The organism is Bradyrhizobium sp. SZCCHNRI3043 (genome assembly GCF_032377735.1).
Lineage (GTDB): Bacteria > Pseudomonadota > Alphaproteobacteria > Rhizobiales > Xanthobacteraceae > Bradyrhizobium.
The window spans coordinates 325,389-345,330 of record NZ_JAUHID010000004.1; the positions used below are offsets into that span (position 1 = coordinate 325,389).

Sequence of the window (19,942 nt, forward strand, 5' to 3'; positions counted from 1 at the left end):
ATCATGGGGGCTGTTGCCGTCGGGCGGCTGCTGATCGAGGCGGCGGAACACTACAATGCCGGGCGTGCCGGTTCGGCCAAGGCCCTGTGCAGCGACATCCTCCAGGCGGTGCCGGATCATCTGCCGGCGCTGCATCTGTCCGCGATCCTCGCCTTCGCCGATGGCCGCATGGCAGACGGCGCGGAGCTGCTGGCGTGCGTGTTCGCACGCGATCCCAACCATGCGCCGGCCTATGTGACGCTCGGCGACGCGCTGGCGGTGAAAGGTGAGCGCGACGGCGCTGCCGACGCCTTTGCGCGCGCCGCAGCGTTGAGGCCGCACGATGCCGCCATCCACAGCAAGCTCGGTAGCGCGCTGCTGGAGCTCGCGCGCTTTACCGAGGCCGAAGCCGCCTATCGCCACGCGCTGGCGCTCGATCCGGTGCTGTTGCGCGCGCGCTGGAATCTCGCGCTCGCCTTCAACCGGCAGGGGCGGCTTGCCGAGGCGGAAGCGGCCTATCGCGAGCTGCTCGAGCGCGAGCCTTCCTATCCCGGTGCATGGCGGGCGCTGGCGCATGTGCTCGCCGACCAGGCCAGATATGACGAGGCCGTGCCCGCCTATCTGCATGCGCTGGCGGCGCAGCCGGCCGATGCGGGCCTCCACCTCGCCCTCGGCGACGTGCTCTACAAGCAGCGCGCCTACGCTGACGCCGCGATCCATTACCGCCGCGCCGGCGATCTTGCGCCGGGCGATGCCAAGGCCGCGCGATTGCTGGGGCACGCGCTGCACGAGGCCGGCCGCCCGGCCGAGGCCGTCGAGGCCTATCGCCGCGCCGCGGCGCTCGATCCCACCGATGTGGTCGTGCTCAGCAATCTCGCCGCCTGCCTGTGCGGGACAGGCCAGCTCGACGCCGCCATCGCCGCCTGCGAGCACGCGCTGGCGCTGCAGCCCGATCACGCCCCGGCGCATACCAACCTCGGCATCATCCATGAGCTGCGCGGCGAGATCGATGATGCCGTCGCGGCGCATCGCCGCGCCGTCGCCGCCGATCCGGCCTATGCCAAGGGCTACGCCAATCTCGCGGTGGCGCTGCGTAATGCCGGCGACATCGACGCCGCGCTGGCGGCCTCGCATCACGCGATTTCGCTCGCGCCCGACAACGCGCTCGCGCGCTACAATCACGCGCATTTCCTGCTGATGTGCGGCGACCTCGTGAACGGCTTCGCCGAGCATCGCTGGGGCCGCGACTGTCCTGATCTCTCCGCGGGCATGCCGCGTTTCGGCGCGCCGGAATGGCAGGGTGAGCCGCTTGAGGGACGCACGTTGCTGCTGTTCGCCGAATATGGCATCGGCGATGCGCTGCAATTCGTGCGCTATGTGGATCGCGTCAAGACGATGGGCGGCAATATCGTGCTGCAGGTGCAGCCGGCGATCGCGCCGCTGCTACGCTGTCTGGAGGGCGTGACCGTGGTGCCGCGCGGCGCGCCGCTGCCGCCATTCGACCTGCAGGCGCCGCTGATGGATCTGCCGCGCATCTTCGGTACCACGCTGGAGACGATTCCGGCCGAGGTGCCTTATCTTGCGGCCGATCCGATCAAGGTGACCGCGTGGCGCAACGTGCTCGGGCGCGCGCCGTCGTTGAAAGTCGGCGTCGTCTGGGCCGGCAATCCCAGGCACAAGGGCGACCGCCAGCGCTCGCTCACCGCGCAGGCGGTGCTGCCGCGGCTGGTGATGCCGGGCGTGCAGCTCTATTCCTTGCAGAAGGAGCCGCGACCGGACGATGCGCCCGCGCTCGCCGAGCTTGGCACCGACGTCATCGATCTCGCGCCGCTGCCGAGCGACTTCGCCGAGACCGCGGCCGCCGTTGCCGCGCTCGACCTCGTCATCTCCGTCGACACGTCGGTGGCGCATCTCGCCGGCGCGCTCGGCCGCCCGGTCTGGGTGCTCTTGCCCTATGCGCTCGACTGGCGCTGGCTGCGCGACCGCGCCGACACCCCGTGGTATCCGACCATGCGGCTGTTCAGGCAGGAGAAGCCGATGGCTTGGGACGGGGTGCTGGCGCGGACGGCCGGGGAGCTTGCGCGGCTGGCGGCAGGTGAGCGCGGGCCGTTGTTGCCCGGGCAGGTATGAGGCGGTGAGCGACGTCGAAGGCTTACAGGGCCTGACGCTTATCGCATGGCCATGCGTGCGGGACCGGTCTGATCCGAGCGCGTGGACGGAAACGACAATCGCCACAAGCTGAAGAGCATCGGGAGTTGGAAAACGAAGCTGATCGCCGCAGCGCCCGCCAGCACCTCGAAACGTTGCGCCTCGATCAGAGCCTTGGCGCTCGGGACGACGTGGACCAGGCCGTCGGCGACGTAGACAAGCGCAACGATCCGCCAGATGTTGGCGGAGAGCCAGCCCATACTGAAGGCGTGATCGAACAGCGCGATCAATCCGCCGAGCGCGAGCGTCGAGCTCACCATGTGAGACGGCGTATCGTAGAAGCCGGGCTCCAAGGCGGCCTGAACGAACCAGAGTCCGTAAACCACCGCGATGATCTTCAGCAACATCAGTTCGTCCCCAGGCTTGCAAGCTTGTCGTCCGCCTCCGGGCAGCCGATCGGATTGCTCCCCCTTGATCGGAGCAGGCACGCGCGACGTCGAGCTTACGATGCGTGTCACGAAGGCTCTATTAATCGGCTCGCTTGGATTGTCCTGAACGAGCCGTTTTGGTCGCGCCTCTGATCCAGGTCCCGTGATGCAAGAGCCAGGCGCGGTTGCGGACATGGTGACGGACCGCGTAGGCAGCCTACTGCTCCCCCAGCAACTCCCTCACCCTCGGCACCACCACCTTGCCATACAGCTCGATGCTCCGCATCAGTTTCGCATGCGGCAGCGGACCGGCTGAGTATTTCAGCTGAAACCGCGACAGGCCGAGCGCCTTGATCGTCGCGGCGATCTTCTGCGCCACCGTCTCCGGCGAGCCGACATAGAGCGAGCCGTGATCGGCCTCCTGGACGAACTCGTCGCGGCCCATCGGCGGCCAGCCGCGCTCGCGGCCGATGCGGTCGCGCATGGTCTTGTAGTCCGGCCACAGCTCCTCGCGCGCCACTTCGTCGGTGTCGGCGACATAGCCCGGCGAATGCACGCCGATCGGCTTCGTCTCGCGGCCGAACTGCTTGAGCGCGCGATGGTACAGCTCGACATAGGGGGCGAACCGTTTCGGGTCGCCGCCGATGATCGCGAGCATCAGCGGCAGCTCGTAATGCGCGGCGCGCACGACAGACTCGGGACTGCCGCCGACGCCGATCCAGGCCTTCAGCCGCCCATGCTCGACCGGCGGATAGACCAGTTGATCCCTCAGCGGCGGGCGCAACTGGCCCTGCCAGGTCAGCGGCTGCTGCGGCAGCAGGCTGACGAACAGATCGAGCTTCTCCTCGAACAGCGCCTCGTAGTCCTTCAGATCGAAGCCGAACAGCGGGAAGGACTCGGTGAACGAGCCGCGGCCGAGGATGACCTCGGCGCGGCCGTTCGACACCGCGTCGAGCGTCGAGAACCGCTGGAACACGCGGATCGGGTCATCCGAGCTCAGCACCGTCACCGCCGAGCCGAGCTTGATCTTCGTGGTGCGCGCGGCGATCGCCGCCAACGCCACCTCCGGCGCCGAGATCGCGAAATCGCCGCGATGGTGCTCGCCGAGCCCGATGAAATCGAGCCCGAGCTGGTCGGCCAGCACCGCCTCCTCGACGACGTCGCGGATCACCTGGGCATGGGCGGCCATCGCGCCCTCCGCGTTGCGGGTGACGTCGCCGAACGTGTCCAGGCCGAATTCGATTGCTGTGCTCATGTCTCATTCCGTTGCGTCGGGCCGTCATACGGCCTCTGCTCGTCAGCTGGAAGGGGCGTAGCCGGATTGCAAGCGGCTGACGCGAAACACAAGGTTTCGACAAGCCCTTCGTGTCCACCGTCATTCCGGGGCAATCGTCGGCGCGCAGGCGCAAGGCGCCTGCGTGTTGGCGATTGAACCCGGAATCTCGAAGTGAGGAAGGCAATGTCGAGATTCCGGGTTCAAGGCCTGCGGCCTTGCCCCGGAATGACCGGGGCTCAACTGGTCTGGAATGAGACACTTTCGGCGCTCGAATATTTTTCTTTCGTTTTTACCGAAAGTATGCTCTACTGCGTCCATCCTGCCTCATCGATGAGGGGCGTACGCGCGGTCGTCACGAGACGCGAGGCGGGGATGCGGTGGCCGTAGCGGGTCGCAGCGCGGTGTCGCGCCGACGAACGATCCGTTGCGGACAGTCAAGTCGCGTGGTCCTGGCCTCCCGATGCTGAGGTCAAGCCGGATGATGGTGCGGAAGCGCATCACGCCGACGATGGGGGCAACACAGCCGGTCCCCAGGGAGAGCGCGAAGCAGCTGTTAAGACCATCGCGCAGGGAAGGCCGGGATGTCCCAGCCGAACCTGTGGTTCCTGCCGCCTGCATTTTTTTTCGCAGGCGGGCCATGGGGGCGGCGAGCTCCCGGTCTTCCCTGCGCCCTCACGTTTCAGAGGGCACGCGATCCGGACAAAGCTCGGGCTTGAGCGGCCGCGAGGGTACGAACCCATGGCCTCGGCTGATGCGATTGCCGCCCGCGCCTCTTGCGCGGTCATGCCATGCCAAAAAATGGGCGTGTGGCCCGGCCGCGCATCACCTAGGCTCCGTTCATCGATCACACGGGATGACGTGCATGGCGGCGGGCAGCGACTATCAGATCTTCGAGGCGGGCGACGTCGTGTTGCAGTCGGGCGTGACGTTCCCGTCGCTGCGGCTCGCCTACAAGACCTATGGCACGCTGAACGCGGCCAAGGACAACGTCATCCTCTATCCAACCTCGTTCGGTGCCCAGCATATCGACATCGAATGGCTGATCGCGCCCGGCGGCGCGCTCGACCCCACCAAGTACTTCGTCATCATTCCGAACCTGTTCGGCAATGGGCTGTCGTCGTCGCCCTCGAATACGCGCGAGCTGTTCGGCGACGCGCCGTTCCCGTCCATCAGCTATCACGATGCGGTCGCGGTGCAGCGGCGGCTCGTGGAGGAGCAGTTCGGGATCGGCCGGATCGCGCTGGTCTATGGCTGGTCGATGGGCGGCATGCAGGCCTATCACTGGGCCGCCCGTCATCCGGACATGGTGGAGCGTGCGGCGGTGGTGTGCGGCAGCGCGCGCTGCTCGCCCTACAATCACCTGTTTCTCGATGCGGTGAAGGCGGCGCTGATGGCCGATCCCGCGTTTCGCAACGGCCGCTTTGCCGAGAAGCCGGTGGCCGGCCTGCGCGCGATGGGGCGCATCTATGCGGGCTGGGCGATGTCCTACGAGTTCTACCGCGACGAGGTCTGGCGCGAGCAGGGCTTTGGCTCGCAGGAGGACTATCTCGCCGCCACCTGGGACTTAGCCTTCGTGCATCGCGACGCGAACAACCTGCTGGTGCAGATCGCGATCTGGCAGGGCGGCGACATCAGCAATTGCGCGGCGTTCGGCGGCGATCCCGACCGTGCGCTCGGCGCGATCACCGCCCGCATGCTGCTGATGCCGGGCCAGACCGACCGCTATTTCGATTGGCGCGACAACGAGCGAGAACTTCCCAAGCTGGTGAACGCCCGCTCCGCGGCGCTGCGGCCGATCCCCTCGATCCACGGCCACCGCGCGGGCAATCCGATCCGCATCCCGGCGGACCGCGATTTCATCAACGCCAACGTCTCCGCCCTTCTCCAGAGCTGACACCCGAGTTCGACATGACCGACGTGCCCACCGACGAATTCGCGCCCCGTCCGAAGCTGCTGACACCGCCGGTGCTGCAGCAGCTCTGCACGCGCTCCAACCTGCAGGGCGCGCTACGCACGCTCAGCCATTACGGTGCGATCATCGGCGTGGGTGCGCTGATCGGAGCGATCGCATCGACGCATGGTGTGCTGTGGGCGCTGCCCTTGCTGCCGGTGCAGGGCGTGCTCATCGCGTTCCTGTTCATGGCGGTGCACGAGACCGCGCACAAGACCGCCTTCGACAGCCGCAGGCTCAACCTCGCGGTCGGCTATCTCTCCGGCTTCCTGATCGGACTGCCTTATGAATATTACTGCCTGTTCCATTGGGAGCATCACCGCCACACCCAGGATCCCCTGCGCGATCCGGAGCTGATCGTCGGCCCCAAGCCGCGCTCGGAGACGCAACTCGCGATCGCCTATTCCGGCCTGGTCCAGATGGGCCGGCCGGCTGCGACTGCTGCTGCAACATGCGATCACCGGCGAGGTGACGGTGCCATGGGTGCCTGCCGGCCGCCGCGCCACCATCGTGCGCGAGGCGCGCGCCTATGCCGCCGGCTACGCGCTGCTGCTGCTCGGCTCGCTCGCGCTGCAAAGCGCGCTGTTGCTGTGGGTCTGGGTGCTGCCGCTGCTGCTGGGGCAATTGGTGTTGCGACCCTATCTCTACGCCGAACACACCGGCTGCGACCATACCAGGAGCGCCTTCCAGAACACCCGCACCACCTTCACCACGCGCGCCGTGCACTGGCTCGCCTGGAACATGCCCTATCACGTCGAGCACCACGCCTATCCCGCGGTGCCGTTCCACGCGCTGCCGAAGCTGCATGCGATCGTCGACGGCGAGATCAAGTATCGCGGCGAGGGCTACATTGCGGTGACGCGGCAGACCTGGGCGTGGTTTCGGGCGCAGTGGAAGGAAAGCAAAGCCGAGACGTGATGAAATTAGATCCTGCGGCGAGCGCGGTGCTTACCTCGCCCCGCTTGCGCGGCGAGAGATCCGGCCAAACGACGCAAACGGCGCGAGCAGCAAGGGCCCAGTTCGTAGCAGGGAGGGCGAAGGATCCGCTCACCGCCAGCGCTCGCGCATGCGGGCACCGAGGTCGATGCGCGGACCCTGGCTCGCATACGCCGCGCCCGGCTGCGCCCGCGGCCAGCTGGTGCGTTCGAACAGCGGCACCAGCGCTTCCGGAATGAACCGCGTGCGTGAGGCATAGACGTGACGATCGCCGCGCACCGGCTGGCCATGGACGAAGAAGCGCTGCGGCACCAGCAGATGCAGATCGTCCTTGGCGCGGGTCATGGCGACGTAGAGCAGCCGGCGCTCCTCTTCCAGCTCGGCGCTCGTGCCGGCGCCGAGATCGGAGGGCATGCAGCCGTCGACGACGTTGAGGATGTGCACGGAATTCCACTCCATGCCCTTGGCGGAATGGATGGTGGAGAGGATCAGATAGTCCTCGTCGAGCAAAGGCACGCCGGACTGGTCGGAGGTGGCGTCGGGCGGGTCGAGCGTCAGCTCGGTGAGGAAACGCTCGCGCGATGGATAGCCGCTCGCGATCTGCTCGAGCTGCAGCAGGTCGGCGGTTCGCACCTCCGCATCTTCATGAACGCGCTCGAGATGCGGCTGATACCAGTGCCTGACGCGCTCGATATCCCCAGGCCAATCCGAGACGCGCAGCTGCTCCAGCGTGCGCACGAACGCGGTCCAGTCCTCGCCGGCGCGCGCCGGTGCGGACTGCTCGCACAGGCGCGCGATCGGATCGGCACTGTCGCTGATGGCATCGAGCAGGCGCTGCGCCGACGCGGGTCCGATGCCGGGGATCAGATGCAGCACGCGGAAGCCGGCGATGCGGTCGCGCGGATTCGCGACGAAGCGCAAGCAGGCCAGCACGTCCTTGACATGGGCGGCATCGAGGAACTTCAACCCGCCGAACTTCACGAACGGGATGTTGCGGCGCGTGAGCTCGAATTCCAACGGCCCGCTGTGCGACGACGTTCGGAACAGGACGGCCTGCTGCTTGAGCACGATGCCTTCCTCGCGCTTCGCCAGCACCTGCTCGACGATGTAGCGCGCCTGGTCGGTCTCGTCGCTGATCGTCACGAGCTGCGGTTTGCGCGAGCTCGTGCGGTCGGTCCACAAATTCTTGGTGAAGCGCTCGCGCGCCAGCCCGATCACGCCGTTGGCCGCGGTGAGGATCGGCTGCGTCGATCGGTAGTTGCGGTCGAGCGTGACGATGTCGGCGCGCGGGCTGAACTGATCGGGAAAATCCAGGATGTTGCGCACGGTGGCGGCGCGGAAGGCGTAGATCGACTGCGCGTCGTCGCCGACCACCGTCAGTCCCGCGCCGTCGGGCTTCAAGCCGAGCAGGATCTGCGACTGCAGCCGGTTGGTGTCCTGATATTCGTCGACCAGCACGTGGTCGAAGCGATCGCCGATCTCGCGCGCGATGGTTTCGTCCGCCATCATCTGCGCCCAGTAGAGCAGCAAATCGTCGTAGTCGAGCACGGCGTTGGCCTGCTTGGCTTCGACATAGGCCGCGAACAGGCCCTTCAGCTCGGCGACCCATTCCGCGCACCATGGAAAGTGCCGCACCAGCGCTTCCTCCAGCGGCATGTCGGCGTTGACGCAGCGCGAGTAGATCGCAAGGCAGGTGCCTTTGGTCGGAAAGCGCCGCTGCGTGTTGGACAAGCCGCGCTCGTGCCGCACCAGATTCATCAGGTCGGCGGAATCCTCGCGATCATGGATCGTGAACACAGGGTCGAGGCCGACACGCTCAGCGTAGTCGCGCAGCATCCGCGCGCCGAGGCCGTGAAACGTGCCGGTCCAGGTGAGCGCGGCCGTGATCGGCTCGGCCTTGCTGCCCAGCACCTTGCGGGCGATGCGCTCGACCCTGCGGCTCATCTCGCTCGCCGCGCGGCGCGAGAACGTCATCAACAGGATACGGCGCGGATCGGCACCATTGACGAGCAGATGTGCGACGCGATGCGCGAGCGTGTTGGTCTTGCCCGATCCCGCGCCGGCAATGATCAGCAGCGGCGGGCCCGGTGCGGCCAGCGCACCGCCATGCTCGACGGCGCGGCGCTGCTCCGGATTGAGATCGTCGAGATATGTCGCAGCCGTGGCCTGCACGAATCGTCCCTCAGCCTGCAAGAATCAGTGATTTGCGCCTCATGTGCAACGCGATGGCCCGGTCGCGGCAGCGTTTTACATGATTCGCAACCGGTCTTTTTTGTCACGGTTGCCCACAGAGCGTCCGCCAGCCGCTTGCGCTGGCGCGCGTGCACTCCTATCCAATCAGCCCCGTCACGAATCTCGGAAGAACACCGTGTCGAATTTTGCCTCCATCATCGCCGCTGAGCTCGCCGTCAGGGATGCCCAGGTCCAGGCCGCGATCGACCTGCTCGATGGCGGCGCGACCGTGCCGTTCATCGCGCGCTACCGCAAGGAAGCGACTGGCATGCTGGACGACACGCAGCTGCGCACGCTGGAGGAACGGCTGCGATATCTGCGCGAGATGGATGCACGGCGCACCGCGATCATCGAAAGCATCAAGGCACAGGGCAAGATGACGCCGGAGATCGAGCTGGCGCTGGCGACCGCCGACACCAAGGCCCGGCTCGAGGACATCTACCTGCCGTTCAAGGAGAAGCGCCGCACCAAGGCGCAGATCGCCAAGGAGGCCGGACTCGAGCCGCTCGCCGACATGCTCATCGGCGATCCGATGAAGGCGCCGGAAGTCGAGGCCAAGGCGTTCATCAAGAAGGACGGCGACAATCCGGTCAAGGACGTCAAGGCGGCGCTGGAAGGCGCACGCGCGATCCTGGTCGAGCGCTTCGCCGAGCATGCCGATCTCGTCGGCTCGTTGCGTGAGGAGATGTGGACCCGCGGCGCCGTGAAGGCGACGGTGCGGCACGGCAAGAAGACCGAGGGCGCGAAATTCGCCGATTACTTCGACTTCTCCGAGCCGTTCACCAAGCTGCCGTCGCACCGCATCCTGGCGATGCTGCGCGGCGAGAAGGAAGAGGTGCTGCAGCTCGATTTCGGCGATGGCGAGCCGGAGGATTCGAAGGACCCGACGCTGTATGAGAACCGCATCGCGGTGACCTTCGGCATCTCGCGCCAGGGCCGCCCGGCCGATCAGTTCCTGTCGGACTCCGTGCGCTGGGCCTGGCGCACCCGCATCAAGACCTCACTGGCGCTCGATATCCGCATGCGGCTGTGGCAGGAGGCGGAGAAGGAGGCGGTGCGCGTATTCGCGGCGAACCTGCGCGATCTGCTGCTTGCTGCTCCCGCCGGCGGCCGCGCCACGCTCGGCCTCGATCCCGGCTTCCGCACCGGCGTCAAGGTCGCGGTGATCGACCGCACCGGCAAGTTCGTCGACCACGCCACGATCTATCCGCACGAGCCGCAGCGGCAGTGGAACGAGAGCATGCTGACGCTCGCGCAGCTCTGCATCAAGCATCGCATCGAGCTGGTCGCAATCGGCAACGGCACTGCGTCGCGTGAAACGGAGAAGCTGGTCAACGATTTGATGAAGCTGAAGCCGGATCTCAAGCTGACCAAGGCGATCGTGTCGGAAGCCGGCGCGTCGGTCTATTCGGCCTCGGAGTTCGCCGCGAAGGAATTCCCCAATCTCGACGTGTCGATCCGCGGCGCCGTTTCGATCGCGCGCCGCCTGCAGGATCCGCTCGGCGAGCTCGTCAAGGTACCGCCGGCCTCGATCGGCGTCGGCCAGTATCAGCACGACCTCAATCAGTATGAGCTGGCACGCGCGCTCGATGCCACCGTCGAGGACTGCGTGAACGCCGTCGGCGTCGACCTCAACACCGCCTCGGCGCCGCTGCTCGCACGCGTGTCGGGCATCGGGGAGAGCCTCGCACAGAACATCGTCGCGCACCGTGACAGCAACGGCCCGTTCCCGAGCCGCGACAAGCTGAAGGAAGTGCCGCGGCTCGGACCGAAGGCGTTCGAGCAATGCGCCGGCTTCCTGCGCATCCGCGACGGCGACAATCCGCTCGACGCCTCCGGCGTGCATCCGGAATCCTATCCGATCGTGAAGAAGATCCTCGAGGCGACCAAGAGCGACATCAAGGCGCTGATTGGTGAGACCAAGGTGCTGAAGGCGTTGAGCCCGACGAAGTTCGCCGACGAGCGCTTCGGCGTGCCGACGGTCACCGACATCATCAAGGAGCTGGAGAAGCCCGGCCGCGATCCGCGTCCGGAGTTCAAGACGGCCACCTTCCAGGAGGGCGTCGAGAAGATCACCCATCTCAAGCCCGGCATGATCCTGGAGGCGACTATCACCAACGTCGCGGCGTTCGGCGCCTTCGCCGATATCGGCGTGCACCAGGACGGCCTGATCCACATCTCGGCGATGTCCGAGAAGCGCATCAATGATCCGCGCGAGGTGGTGAAGCCGGGGCAGGTCGTGAAGGTGAAGGTCCTCGACGTCGACGTGCCGCGCAACCGCATCTCGCTGACGCTTCGGCTGTCCGATCCGCTGCCGGCGAAGGGCGAGAAGCGGACCAGCGCACGGCCGCCGGCGGCCCGCATGACCACGCGTGAGGAGAAGTCGTCGGGCGGCGGCGCGCTTGCGGCGGCGATGGCCAAGGCGGCGGAGCGGCGCAAGGGCGCCTGAGGCGGATGGCGATGAGGCGCCGCGGAGGGCATGTCCCCTCTGCGGCGTCGTGTCTGCAGCGTCATGCCATTCGGCGGCGTGTCGTTGCCGTCTTCCCTAGTTGCCGTCTTCCCTATCTGTGCGGTGATGCTTACCTTGCTCGGCGGGCAGCGAGTGGAGACCGAGCATGACGAACCGGACCGTGATCATTGCCGGCGCGACCGGGCTGGTGGGACGGGAGCTTCTTCGCGGCCTGCTTGCCGACCCGACCGTGGATCGCGTGCATGTCGTCGGCCGCCGCGCGCCGCCTGACCATTCGCCCAAGCTGACGGCGCATGTCGTGGACTTCACCGCGCTGCCGTCCCTGCCGCCGGCCGACGAGCTCTATCTGGCTCTCGGGACCACGATCAAGGTGGCCGGGAGCCAGGCCGCCTTCCGCGCCATCGATCACGACGCCAACCTCGCCGTCGCCAAGGCCGCGCTCGCGAGCGGCACCAGGCGCGTTGGTCTGGTCAGCGCGATGGGCGCCGACAGCAGCTCGCCCGTCTTCTATAGCCGGGTGAAAGGCGAGCTCGAGGACGATCTGACCGCGCTGCCCTTCGAGGGCCTGGTGATCGCGCGGCCTTCGCTGCTGGTCGGCGAGCGGACGGAGCTGGGACAGCCGAGTCGTCCGGGCGAGGAATGGGGCAACAGGCTGAACAGCATCATCGGCTTCCTGATTCCGGCGAACTACAAGCCCATCGCGGCGGCGGACGTCGCCAATGCGCTGCTGATGGCAGTTCCTACGGTTGCCGGCACGCGAGTGATGCTGTCAGGGGCCATGCGCCGATGATCGAGCCTGCCGCTCTTGCGTAGCGGCTTGGTCTCACCATTTTCGATAAATAGAAATCAAGTATCGCGCCGCGCCTCAGGCTTTGGATCGACAGGTGAACTCGGCGGTCTCCGTAGTTTTACGGCCGTATCGCATGTGACTATCAGGGAGTGAATGGCTGAAGCGGGCAAGACGGGAATCGCGTCTTAACATCTTAACCATATCTCGCTGGTAGTTGTGCATCGAGGAAAAACGAACCCGGTGTTTCATGCGCAGACAGCTGCTTGAAGTTTGTTTCTTGGCATTGGTGGGAACCCTGCTCGGAACCCAAGCGGCGACGGCGTCTCCGCGAATGGTGTCGCTGGTCTTCAACTCGCAGATTCAGAACCCGCAGCAGATCGGGTCGGACGAATTTCGCGTGAAGCTGCAGGCGTTGGCCGGCAAGCGGCTCATCATTGATGAGCGTGCGGGCAACGCATTCGGCAGCGAGGCGGCGGTGCTGGCTGCAACCCGGAGCGGCGCGGTGGACGTGGCCGTGGTGTCCGGCGGCATCGCCAGCGCGGTGGTCCCCGAGCTTGGCGTCTTCGACATCCCGTTCCTGTTCCGTGACACCGCGCATGCCAAGGCGGTGGCGCAGGGGCCGGTCGCCGCCGCGATCGGCGCCAAGTTCGCCGACAAGGGACTGGTGCTGCTGGCGCTGGGCAAGCAGGGCTTTCGCAATCTCACCAACTCGAAGCGTCCGGTCCGTACCGTCGATGACGTCAAGGGCCTCAAGATCCGCGTGATCCCCAATCCCGTCTACCAGACGACCTTCAAGGCGCTCGGTGCCGACGTGATGCCGATGGATTTCCCGCTGGTCTATGCCGCGCTCAAGGACGGTCGGCTCGACGGTCAGGAAAATCCGGTCGCCACCATCGCGGCCAATCGCTTCGAGGAGGTGCAGAAATATCTGACGCTCACCGGGCATTTCTTCGCGCCGATCGCCTTCGTCGCCAACCGCGCGATGTTCGACCATCTCGATGCGGCGGACCGTGACGCGCTGGTTGCCGCCGCCAAGGCAGCTGCGGAGGTCACTTGGCAGGCCCAGCTCGATGCGCAGAAGCTCGATGAGCTGCGCAAGGGCGGCATGGAGGTGATCGAGACGTTCGATCGCAAGACCTTCGTCGATGCGGTCAGGCCGCTCGATCCCGACTTCGAGAAGCGCTTCGGCAAGGAGCTGCTCGCCACTATCAGGTCCACTCCGTGAAACAGCCGGGCAAATCGATGAAATTGTCTTCTCTGATGTCTTGGATTGGCGTCCGCCCACGAATCTTCGGCGGCTTTGCCTTGATCCTGAGCTTCCTGGTGTTGCTCGGCGGCTTCGCCATGATCCAGGTCGGGCGCATCGGCGGCACCGTGGACGAACTCGTCACCAGCGCGGCCGGGGACGCCGGCATGTCGCAGGTGCGTGCCGCGCTGCTCGGTGCCAACGGCGCGGTTGAGAGATTCATCCGCACCTGGAATGTCGGTGACAAGGATGCGGCCAGCAAGGCCATTGACGCCGTCGGCGGTCTCGCCGATCAGGTCGAGAAGCAGTCCGGCAGGCTGAAGGTGCTGGCTGACGGCGTGGGCCCGGTGCGAAGCGCGCTGGCGGCCTATCGCTCATCGTTCGCTGCCGCGGCCGAGGCCGTGGACCGCCTGCGCGCGGCGACGACCAAGACCGACGCCTTGGGCGCCGTCGCCGGAATCAACATGGGCGGCATCCAGGTTGCCCTCGCCAATCGCGCGGGCAGCGAGCCGTTGATGAATCCGTTGCGTCTGGCCAGCGTCGTCGACGCGGTCCGTATCGCGGTGATGCGCTATACCAACACGTTGTCGAATGGCGATGCCGACGACGCCAGGCTCACCTTCGTCTATGCCAAGCTCGCGATTGCCGATACGGAGGCCGAGATCGCGGGTGTCGATGATGCCAAGCTGAAGGCCCTGGTTGCGGCGCTGAAAGAGGCCCTGACGGCGGATGCGGCTGCGCTCGAGGAGGTGATCAAGGTGGCCACTGACCTGCGCGCCAAGCAGGCGGAGCTCGCCAAGGCGAGCGCCTCGATCGATACCCAGGTCAGCCGGATCAACCAGCAGCTCGGTGCGGCGCGCGCAGAGCAGGCCGCGAGGACCGGCGTCGCGGTCGAAAATACCAAGCAGACCGTCATCGTGACGGCAGCCGCAGCCGTGATATTCGGCGCGGTGCTTGCCTGGCTGATCGGCGCCAGCGTGTCGACCCCGATCCGCGGCATGACGGACCGCATGCAGTCGCTGGCGGCTGGCGAATTGGACCAGCCGATACCCGGCGGCGAGCAGCGCGACGAGATCGGCCGGATGGCGCGCGCCGTGGAGATTTTCCGTGACAATGCGCTTGCTGTACGCCGCATGGAGCAGGAGGCCGCGGCACAGCGTGAGGCTGCGGAGGCCGAGCGCGCCCGCATGATGTCCGATCTGGCTGGTCGATTCGAGCAGGGTATGCAGGGCGTCATCACCGGCGTCGGCGGGCGTGCGACCGAGATGGGCGAAAGCGCCAGCGAGCTGGCGCGCGTCGCAGAACGCGGCCGTGGCCTTGCGGAAGCGGTCGCCAGCCGGGCCGAGCAGGCGTCCGTCAATGTGCAGACCGTGGCCTCGGCGACCCAGGAGCTCGCGGCCTCGATCAGGGAGATCTCCTCCCAGGTCCAGCGCTCGGTCACGGTGTCGACCCGGGCGACGCACGAGACGCAGCGGACATCCGAGCTGATCGACGGGCTGTCCAGCGCGGCGGAGAGGATCGGCACCATCGTGCAGCTGATCCAGGCGATCGCGAGCCAGACCAACCTGCTGGCGCTCAACGCCACCATCGAGGCGGCGCGCGCCGGCGAGGCCGGCCGTGGATTTGCGATCGTCGCGAGCGAGGTGAAGAACCTCGCCTCGCAGACTGCGCAGGCGACGGAGCAGATCTCGAGCCAGATTGCGACCATCCAGAGCGCGACGCAGGAGACGGTCGGCGCGATTGCCCAGTTCGGCACGACCGTGCGGGAGATTGCCGAGATCTCCAACGCGATCGCCGCCGCGGTGGAGCAGCAGGGGGCTGCGACCAGCGAGATCGCCCGCAACGTCGAGCAGGCGGCCAGCGGCACGGCGGCGGTCACGCAGGAGATCGGCGACGTGCGTAACGTGGCCGGGCAGACCGATGCCGGCGCTGAAGCTGCGCTGGCGGCGGCAGCCGCGCTGCAGCAGCAGGCCGCTTCGCTGAAGAGCAATGTCGCCGACTTCCTGCAGACGATCCGGACCGCGGCCTGAGCTGCAAAGTCGGTGGCGACTGGAGTTGACGCAAGGAGCGCAGGCTCACACTCTGCGGCATGACCGAGCACCAGCCGCGTTCCCTCACACTTCCCATCGACGGCGCGGGCGTCGTGTCCGCGCTGTTCATGTCTCCGGCGGAGGCGCGCGCCTGCTTCGTGTTCGCCCATGGCGCGGGCGCCGGCATGACCCACGTCTTCATGAACCAGGCGGCCGAAAGCCTTGCTGCACGCGGCATCGCGACGCTCCGCTTTCAGTTTCCCTACATGGAGAAGGGCAGCAAGCGCCCGGATCCGCCCGCGCTCGCCCACGCCGCGGTGCGGGCTGCCGTGGCGGAAGCCGCGCGGCTCTGCCCGGGACTGCCGCTCGTCGCGGGCGGCAGGTCGTTCGGGGCGCGAATGACGTCGCAGGCGCAGAGCGCAGCGCCGCTGCCAGGCGTGACCGGGCTCGCCTTTCTCGGCTTTCCGCTTCACCCCGCCGGGAAGCCCTCCATCGCGCGCGCCGATCATCTCGATGCGATCGAGGTTCTGATGCTGTTCCTGCAGGGGACGCGCGACAAGCTGGCGGAGATGGAGCTGCTCGCGCCCGTCGTGAAGCGGCTGGGACCGCGCGCGACCGTGCATTGGATCGATCAGGCCGACCACGCCTTCCACGTGCCTGCGCGCTCCGGCCGGAATGATCGGGCCGTCATGGAGGACCTGACGGAGGCGTTCGCGGCGTGGCTGGAGACCCTGGAAGCGCGTGCCGGCTGACGCGCCGAGCGCCTCTTTCGGAGAAAAATGGCATGAGAACAAAGATAGAACTTCTCCGTCACCAGAGGTTGAGGCATAGTTATAATAAAAGGGAGGGGAGTTCGATGAGGTCGGCAGTGTTGGCGGTGTCGGTGTGCGCGCTCGGCGTGCTGATGCTCTCTGCAGCTCCGTCGCGCGCCGATGCCAGGCTCACCGGCATGGTGGTCGTGAAGGGGACTTGCCAGAAGCTCATCGTCGCGGGAGAGGATCGCAGCTCCGAATGCAAGGGCGCGCTGCTCAATACCGACTATGACGATCAGCGCACCGGCTTCTACTTCACCTTGCTCGACGGCAGCGTGGTCACGTTCTCGAACCGCGGCGATCTGCAGGAGCAACCCGGACCGGACAAGTTCGTCACGCCGGTCGATATGATGATCATTGGCCAAAGTCGGAAGACGATCAACAAGGTGACGGCGAAGGGGCAATGCCGTCACGGCAATCCCTTCAAGGGACCCGACCTGATCGAATGCACGGCCGACAGCGAGATCGGCCGCTTTGAAGGGCTATTTCTGTCCAATGGCGAGAAGCCAGTGATGCAGACTTTCTGAGGCCGTCACCCCTGTGCGCAAGCAGGATGAGCCAGCAGGAGAGCTCGTCGCTGCGTCGCCGGTCGTCACTCGCCACCGTACGGTCCACGCGGCAAATCCGGCCTGCTCGGCAATATCCACTTTGTCAGAGGATCGCGATGAGAAAGACAGCTTCATCCGTTTGGCCGCTGGCCCTCGGCGTGGCGAGCCTGCCGGCCAAGTCGGTCCGTGCAGAGGATGGATTGAAGGGGATCGAGACGTTTCACGGCGCCTGCAAGAAGCTCACGGTCGCGGAAGGACCGGACCGCCGACTGCAAGGGCGTTTAGCTCAACACGCGTTACCGTGATGGACGAGCCGGCTTGGAGCAAGACGCCCGTCCTCTGAGGCTGCGATCTCCCGACTCCCGAAAATTTGGCGCGACATCAGGCTCGAAATATTGCAACAAGTCGGCGTCGTCGTTGGGCCGGGTGTGCAGGTCGCCAGATCTTGGAGAGTGTGATGTTCCGATGCGTTGGCGTCGTCCTGGGGCTGCTCTGGAGCCTCGTATCGATCAGCACCGCGCTGGCCGACGACGCCAAGCTCCGGATCGGCGTTCTCCGGCTGTCCTCGTCCGCGCCGGTGTTCATCGCGTTGGACAAGGGCTACTTCCGCGAAGCTGGCCTGGACGTCGAGCTGAAGTTTTTCGATGCAGCGCAACCGATCGCCGTGGCGACGGCCACCGGCGACGTCGATGTCGGGGTGACCGCCTTCACCGCAGGACTGTATAACCTCGCAGGCAAGGGCGCGTTGAAGATCATCGCCGGCATGAGCCGTGACCGCCCCGGGTTTCCGCTGATCGGCTACTTCGCCAGCAACAAGGCTTACGAGGCAGGTCTCAAGGCGCCGAAGGATATTGCCGGCAAGCGCGTGGCGATGACCCAGGTCGGGTCGAGCTTTCACTATTCGGTGGGGCTGCTGGCCGACAAATACGGCTTCAAGCTCGCCGACGTGAAGATCGTGCCGCTGCAATCGATGTCCAACATGTCGGCGGCAATCAAGGGTGAGACCGTCGACGCAGCGCTGATGCCGGTTTCCGTCGCACGCAAGCTGATGGAGGAGGGCGCCGTCAAGCATCTTGGCTGGGTTGGCGACGAGACGCCGTGGCAGGTCAGCGGCGTGTTCGCGGGGCCGAAAATCTTGGCCAACACGGCGCTGGTCGGCAAGCTGCTGGCGTCGCTTCAGCGCGCCGAGCGCGAGTATCATGATGTCGTGCTCGCCTCGGTCAAGGACGGCACTGCCGCGATCGACGTCAAGACCAGGCCATTGCTGGAAATCATCGGCAAGTACACCAACCTGCCGGTCGAGCAGGTGGTCGGCAATTGCGCCTATATCGATCCTGACGGCAAGCTCGATGTGAAGAACATCGACAGCCAGATCAAATGGCTGCAGGCGCAGGGGTTCGCGGACCAGGGCTATGATGCGGCCGCGATCATCGCCAAAGACCTTGTGAAGCCGGATTGATGAAGGCGGGCGCAGCGCGGAACTGCAGCGGGATCGCCTGACATGGACCTGATCGCCGAGACCATCAGCCATCGTTTCGACGCGCTCGAAGTGCTCGATGGCGTATCATTCACGGTCGGAGCCGGCGAGGTGGTCGCCGTCGTTGGGCCGTCCGGCTGCGGCAAGAGCACGCTGCTGGCGATCCTCGGAGGGTTGTTGCAGCCGAGCAAAGGTCAGGCGCTGCTGCGCGGAGCCCCGCCGCCCGGCAGCCTCAATCCCCTGACGTTCGTGTTCCAGGACTTCGCGCTGCTGCCGTGGGCAAGCGTCGCCGACAATGTTGCCTTTCCGCTCCTCCATACGTCCCTGTCGGCGCAGCAGCGCGCCGTCGCCGTCGACGATGCGTTGCAGCGGACCGGGCTGGCAGACTTCCGGACCGTCTATCCCAAGCAGTTGTCGGGCGGCATGCGCCAGCGGGTCGGCATTGCCCGGGCGCTGGCGGTCCGCCCGGCGATCCTGCTGATGGATGAGCCGTTGTCGGCGCTGGACTCGCAGACCCGCGAGCTGCTGATGGAGGACTTCGTCGATCTGCTCGCCGACGGCACCATGGGCGCGGTCTATGTCACGCATAATCTCGAGGAGGCAGTGCGGCTCGCCGACCGCATCGTCGTGCTGTCGCGTCGTCCTGGCCGCATCCGGAAGGTCGTCAGCGTCCCGGCGACGCGGCGCAGCCGCGGCAATGCCGGAGTACGCGCGCAACTGCTGGACCTGCAGAACGAGCTCTGGGGGCTGATCCGGACCGAGGCAATCGATGCCGAGCGCGAGGTTCAGAATGCTTGAACGCTCCCCGGCCGAATCGCCTGAGGTCGTCGGCACGCAGGCCCGGAAGGTGCCGTTCCGGGGCGGCGGCTTCACGCCGGCCGCAAGCCGCTGGGCCGGCTGGCTCGCGCTCGCGGCGGCTCTCGGTCTGTGGCAACTGATCGGCAGCGTCGCCCTGGTCAATCCCTTGTTCCTGCCGACGCCGCTGATGATCCTGCGTGCCCTGTATCGATTGGCCGAAAGCGGCGCGCTCTGGCAGCATGTCTCGGCATCGTTCGTGCGCATCGTATCCGGCTGGGCGCTCGGCACCGCCACCGGCATCGTCGTCGGCTTCTCGATCGGGCTGTGGCGCATTGCGCGCAGCATCGGCATCACTTTCGTCTCGGCGCTGTTTCCGATTCCGAAGATCGCCGTGCTGCCGCTGCTGATTCTTTGGCTCGGCATCGGCGAGCAACCGAAGATCGCGACGATCGCGCTAGGCGTGTTCTTCTCGACCACGATCTCGGTCTATAGCGGCGTCGATGCGGTGCCGCGCAACCTGATCCGCATGGCGCAGAGCTTCGACGTGCCGTTCCCGACCATCGTCCGCCGCGTGATCTGGCCCGGGGCGCTGCCCTCGATCCTCGCCGGTTTCCGCATCACCGCGTCGGTGGCGCTGATGCTGGTGGTCTCGGCGGAGATGATCGGCGCCGAGACCGGCATCGGCACCTTCGTGCTGCAGGCCGGCAATCTGATGCAGACCGATCAGCTGATGGCGGGGATCCTGATCCTGTCGCTGTTCGGTCTCGCCGTCGGCCGGCTGATCAGCATGCTGGAAGCGCGGCTCCTGCGCTGGCGCTGAT

Annotated in this window: 15 protein-coding genes and 1 pseudogene; 12 read left to right on the plus strand and 4 right to left on the minus strand. The window is 66.4% G+C overall.

Annotated features, from left to right (window positions below):
- The first annotated feature begins 3 nt into the window (after nt 1-3).
- The gene (locus QX124_RS12545) at nt 4-2,109 is read left to right on the plus strand and encodes a tetratricopeptide repeat protein (RefSeq protein ID WP_315797309.1); all 2,106 of its coding nucleotides are present in this window, start codon (nt 4-6) and stop codon (nt 2,107-2,109) included.
- 38 nt (nt 2,110-2,147) lie between these two features.
- Here QX124_RS12545 and QX124_RS12550 read toward each other — a convergent pair whose 3' ends face one another.
- Nucleotides 2,148-2,615: a hypothetical protein gene (locus tag QX124_RS12550; protein ID WP_315797310.1), complete on the minus strand. Its 468-nt coding sequence runs from the start codon at nt 2,613-2,615 to the stop codon at nt 2,148-2,150.
- 157 nt (nt 2,616-2,772) lie between these two features.
- Nucleotides 2,773-3,810: an LLM class flavin-dependent oxidoreductase gene (locus QX124_RS12555; RefSeq protein WP_315797311.1), complete on the minus strand. Its 1,038-nt coding sequence runs from the start codon at nt 3,808-3,810 to the stop codon at nt 2,773-2,775.
- 883 nt (nt 3,811-4,693) lie between these two features.
- Here QX124_RS12555 and QX124_RS12560 point away from each other — a divergent pair.
- Nucleotides 4,694-5,725, plus strand: coding sequence for an alpha/beta fold hydrolase (locus QX124_RS12560; RefSeq protein ID WP_315797312.1), 1,032 nt, complete (start codon nt 4,694-4,696; stop codon nt 5,723-5,725).
- Between the two features lie 113 nt (nt 5,726-5,838).
- On the opposite strand, the gene QX124_RS31860 is transcribed toward QX124_RS12560, so the two are convergent.
- Nucleotides 5,839-6,090 carry a hypothetical protein gene (locus tag QX124_RS31860; protein ID WP_409997694.1) on the minus strand — a complete coding sequence of 84 codons (252 nt, stop codon included), beginning with the start codon at nt 6,088-6,090 and terminating at the stop codon, nt 5,839-5,841.
- Here QX124_RS31860 and QX124_RS12565 point away from each other — a divergent pair.
- Nucleotides 5,971-6,700: pseudogene (locus QX124_RS12565) on the plus strand (fatty acid desaturase). The gene QX124_RS31860 and the pseudogene QX124_RS12565 sit on opposite strands and share 120 nt — an antisense overlap.
- A 129-nt stretch (nt 6,701-6,829) precedes the next feature.
- Here QX124_RS12565 and QX124_RS12570 read toward each other — a convergent pair.
- Complete coding sequence (locus tag QX124_RS12570) at nt 6,830-8,890, minus strand: ATP-dependent helicase (protein ID WP_315797313.1); 2,061 nt, start codon at nt 8,888-8,890, stop codon at nt 6,830-6,832.
- A gap of 196 nt (nt 8,891-9,086) precedes the next feature.
- Between QX124_RS12570 and QX124_RS12575 the strand changes: the two genes are divergently transcribed.
- The 9 genes from QX124_RS12575 (at nt 9,087) to QX124_RS12615 (ending at nt 19,941) form a co-directional block, all read left to right on the plus strand.
- Nucleotides 9,087-11,399 (plus strand): Tex family protein, encoded by a 2,313-nt coding sequence (locus QX124_RS12575; RefSeq protein ID WP_315797314.1) that lies wholly within the window; start codon nt 9,087-9,089, stop codon nt 11,397-11,399.
- Between the two features lie 166 nt (nt 11,400-11,565).
- Nucleotides 11,566-12,210: an NAD(P)H-binding protein gene (locus QX124_RS12580; RefSeq protein ID WP_315797315.1), complete on the plus strand. Its 645-nt coding sequence runs from the start codon at nt 11,566-11,568 to the stop codon at nt 12,208-12,210.
- Nucleotides 12,211-12,541: 331 nt separating this feature from the next.
- Nucleotides 12,542-13,435 (plus strand): TRAP transporter substrate-binding protein, encoded by an 894-nt coding sequence (locus tag QX124_RS12585; protein WP_315797316.1) that lies wholly within the window; start codon nt 12,542-12,544, stop codon nt 13,433-13,435.
- A gap of 35 nt (nt 13,436-13,470) precedes the next feature.
- Nucleotides 13,471-15,486, plus strand: coding sequence for a HAMP domain-containing methyl-accepting chemotaxis protein (locus QX124_RS12590; protein WP_315797317.1), 2,016 nt, complete (start codon nt 13,471-13,473; stop codon nt 15,484-15,486).
- Between the two features lie 59 nt (nt 15,487-15,545).
- Nucleotides 15,546-16,238 carry an alpha/beta family hydrolase gene (locus QX124_RS12595; RefSeq protein WP_315797318.1) on the plus strand — a complete coding sequence of 231 codons (693 nt, stop codon included), beginning with the start codon at nt 15,546-15,548 and terminating at the stop codon, nt 16,236-16,238.
- 104 nt (nt 16,239-16,342) lie between these two features.
- Nucleotides 16,343-16,825: a hypothetical protein gene (locus QX124_RS12600; RefSeq protein ID WP_315735090.1), complete on the plus strand. Its 483-nt coding sequence runs from the start codon at nt 16,343-16,345 to the stop codon at nt 16,823-16,825.
- Between the two features lie 478 nt (nt 16,826-17,303).
- The gene (locus QX124_RS12605; RefSeq protein WP_315797319.1) at nt 17,304-18,305 is read left to right on the plus strand and encodes an ABC transporter substrate-binding protein; all 1,002 of its coding nucleotides are present in this window, start codon (nt 17,304-17,306) and stop codon (nt 18,303-18,305) included.
- Nucleotides 18,306-18,347: 42 nt separating this feature from the next.
- Nucleotides 18,348-19,121 carry an ABC transporter ATP-binding protein gene (locus tag QX124_RS12610; RefSeq protein ID WP_315797320.1) on the plus strand — a complete coding sequence of 258 codons (774 nt, stop codon included), beginning with the start codon at nt 18,348-18,350 and terminating at the stop codon, nt 19,119-19,121.
- On the plus strand, nt 19,114-19,941 hold the full coding sequence (locus QX124_RS12615) for an ABC transporter permease (protein ID WP_315783232.1): 828 nt from the start codon (nt 19,114-19,116) through the stop codon (nt 19,939-19,941). The genes QX124_RS12610 and QX124_RS12615 overlap by 8 nt, the downstream gene beginning before the upstream one ends.
- Nucleotide 19,942: the final 1 nt, after the last annotated feature.

What these genes read in the sequence shown, in the direction of transcription:
- QX124_RS12545 (WP_315797309.1), top strand. Translation starts at nt 4, where the DNA reads ATGGGGGCTGTTGCCGTCGGGCGGCTGCTGATCGAGGCGGCGGAACAC.
- QX124_RS12555 (WP_315797311.1), bottom strand. Translation starts at nt 3,810, where the DNA reads ATGAGCACAGCAATCGAATTCGGCCTGGACACGTTCGGCGACGTCACC.
- QX124_RS12560 (WP_315797312.1), top strand. Translation starts at nt 4,694, where the DNA reads ATGGCGGCGGGCAGCGACTATCAGATCTTCGAGGCGGGCGACGTCGTG.
- QX124_RS31860 (WP_409997694.1), bottom strand. Translation starts at nt 6,090, where the DNA reads ATGGAACAGGCAGTAATATTCATAAGGCAGTCCGATCAGGAAGCCGGA.
- QX124_RS12580 (WP_315797315.1), top strand. Translation starts at nt 11,566, where the DNA reads ATGACGAACCGGACCGTGATCATTGCCGGCGCGACCGGGCTGGTGGGA.
- QX124_RS12585 (WP_315797316.1), top strand. Translation starts at nt 12,542, where the DNA reads ATGGTGTCGCTGGTCTTCAACTCGCAGATTCAGAACCCGCAGCAGATC.
- QX124_RS12590 (WP_315797317.1), top strand. Translation starts at nt 13,471, where the DNA reads ATGTCTTGGATTGGCGTCCGCCCACGAATCTTCGGCGGCTTTGCCTTG.
- QX124_RS12595 (WP_315797318.1), top strand. Translation starts at nt 15,546, where the DNA reads ATGACCGAGCACCAGCCGCGTTCCCTCACACTTCCCATCGACGGCGCG.
- QX124_RS12600 (WP_315735090.1), top strand. Translation starts at nt 16,343, where the DNA reads ATGAGGTCGGCAGTGTTGGCGGTGTCGGTGTGCGCGCTCGGCGTGCTG.
- QX124_RS12605 (WP_315797319.1), top strand. Translation starts at nt 17,304, where the DNA reads ATGTTCCGATGCGTTGGCGTCGTCCTGGGGCTGCTCTGGAGCCTCGTA.
- QX124_RS12610 (WP_315797320.1), top strand. Translation starts at nt 18,348, where the DNA reads ATGGACCTGATCGCCGAGACCATCAGCCATCGTTTCGACGCGCTCGAA.
- QX124_RS12615 (WP_315783232.1), top strand. Translation starts at nt 19,114, where the DNA reads ATGCTTGAACGCTCCCCGGCCGAATCGCCTGAGGTCGTCGGCACGCAG.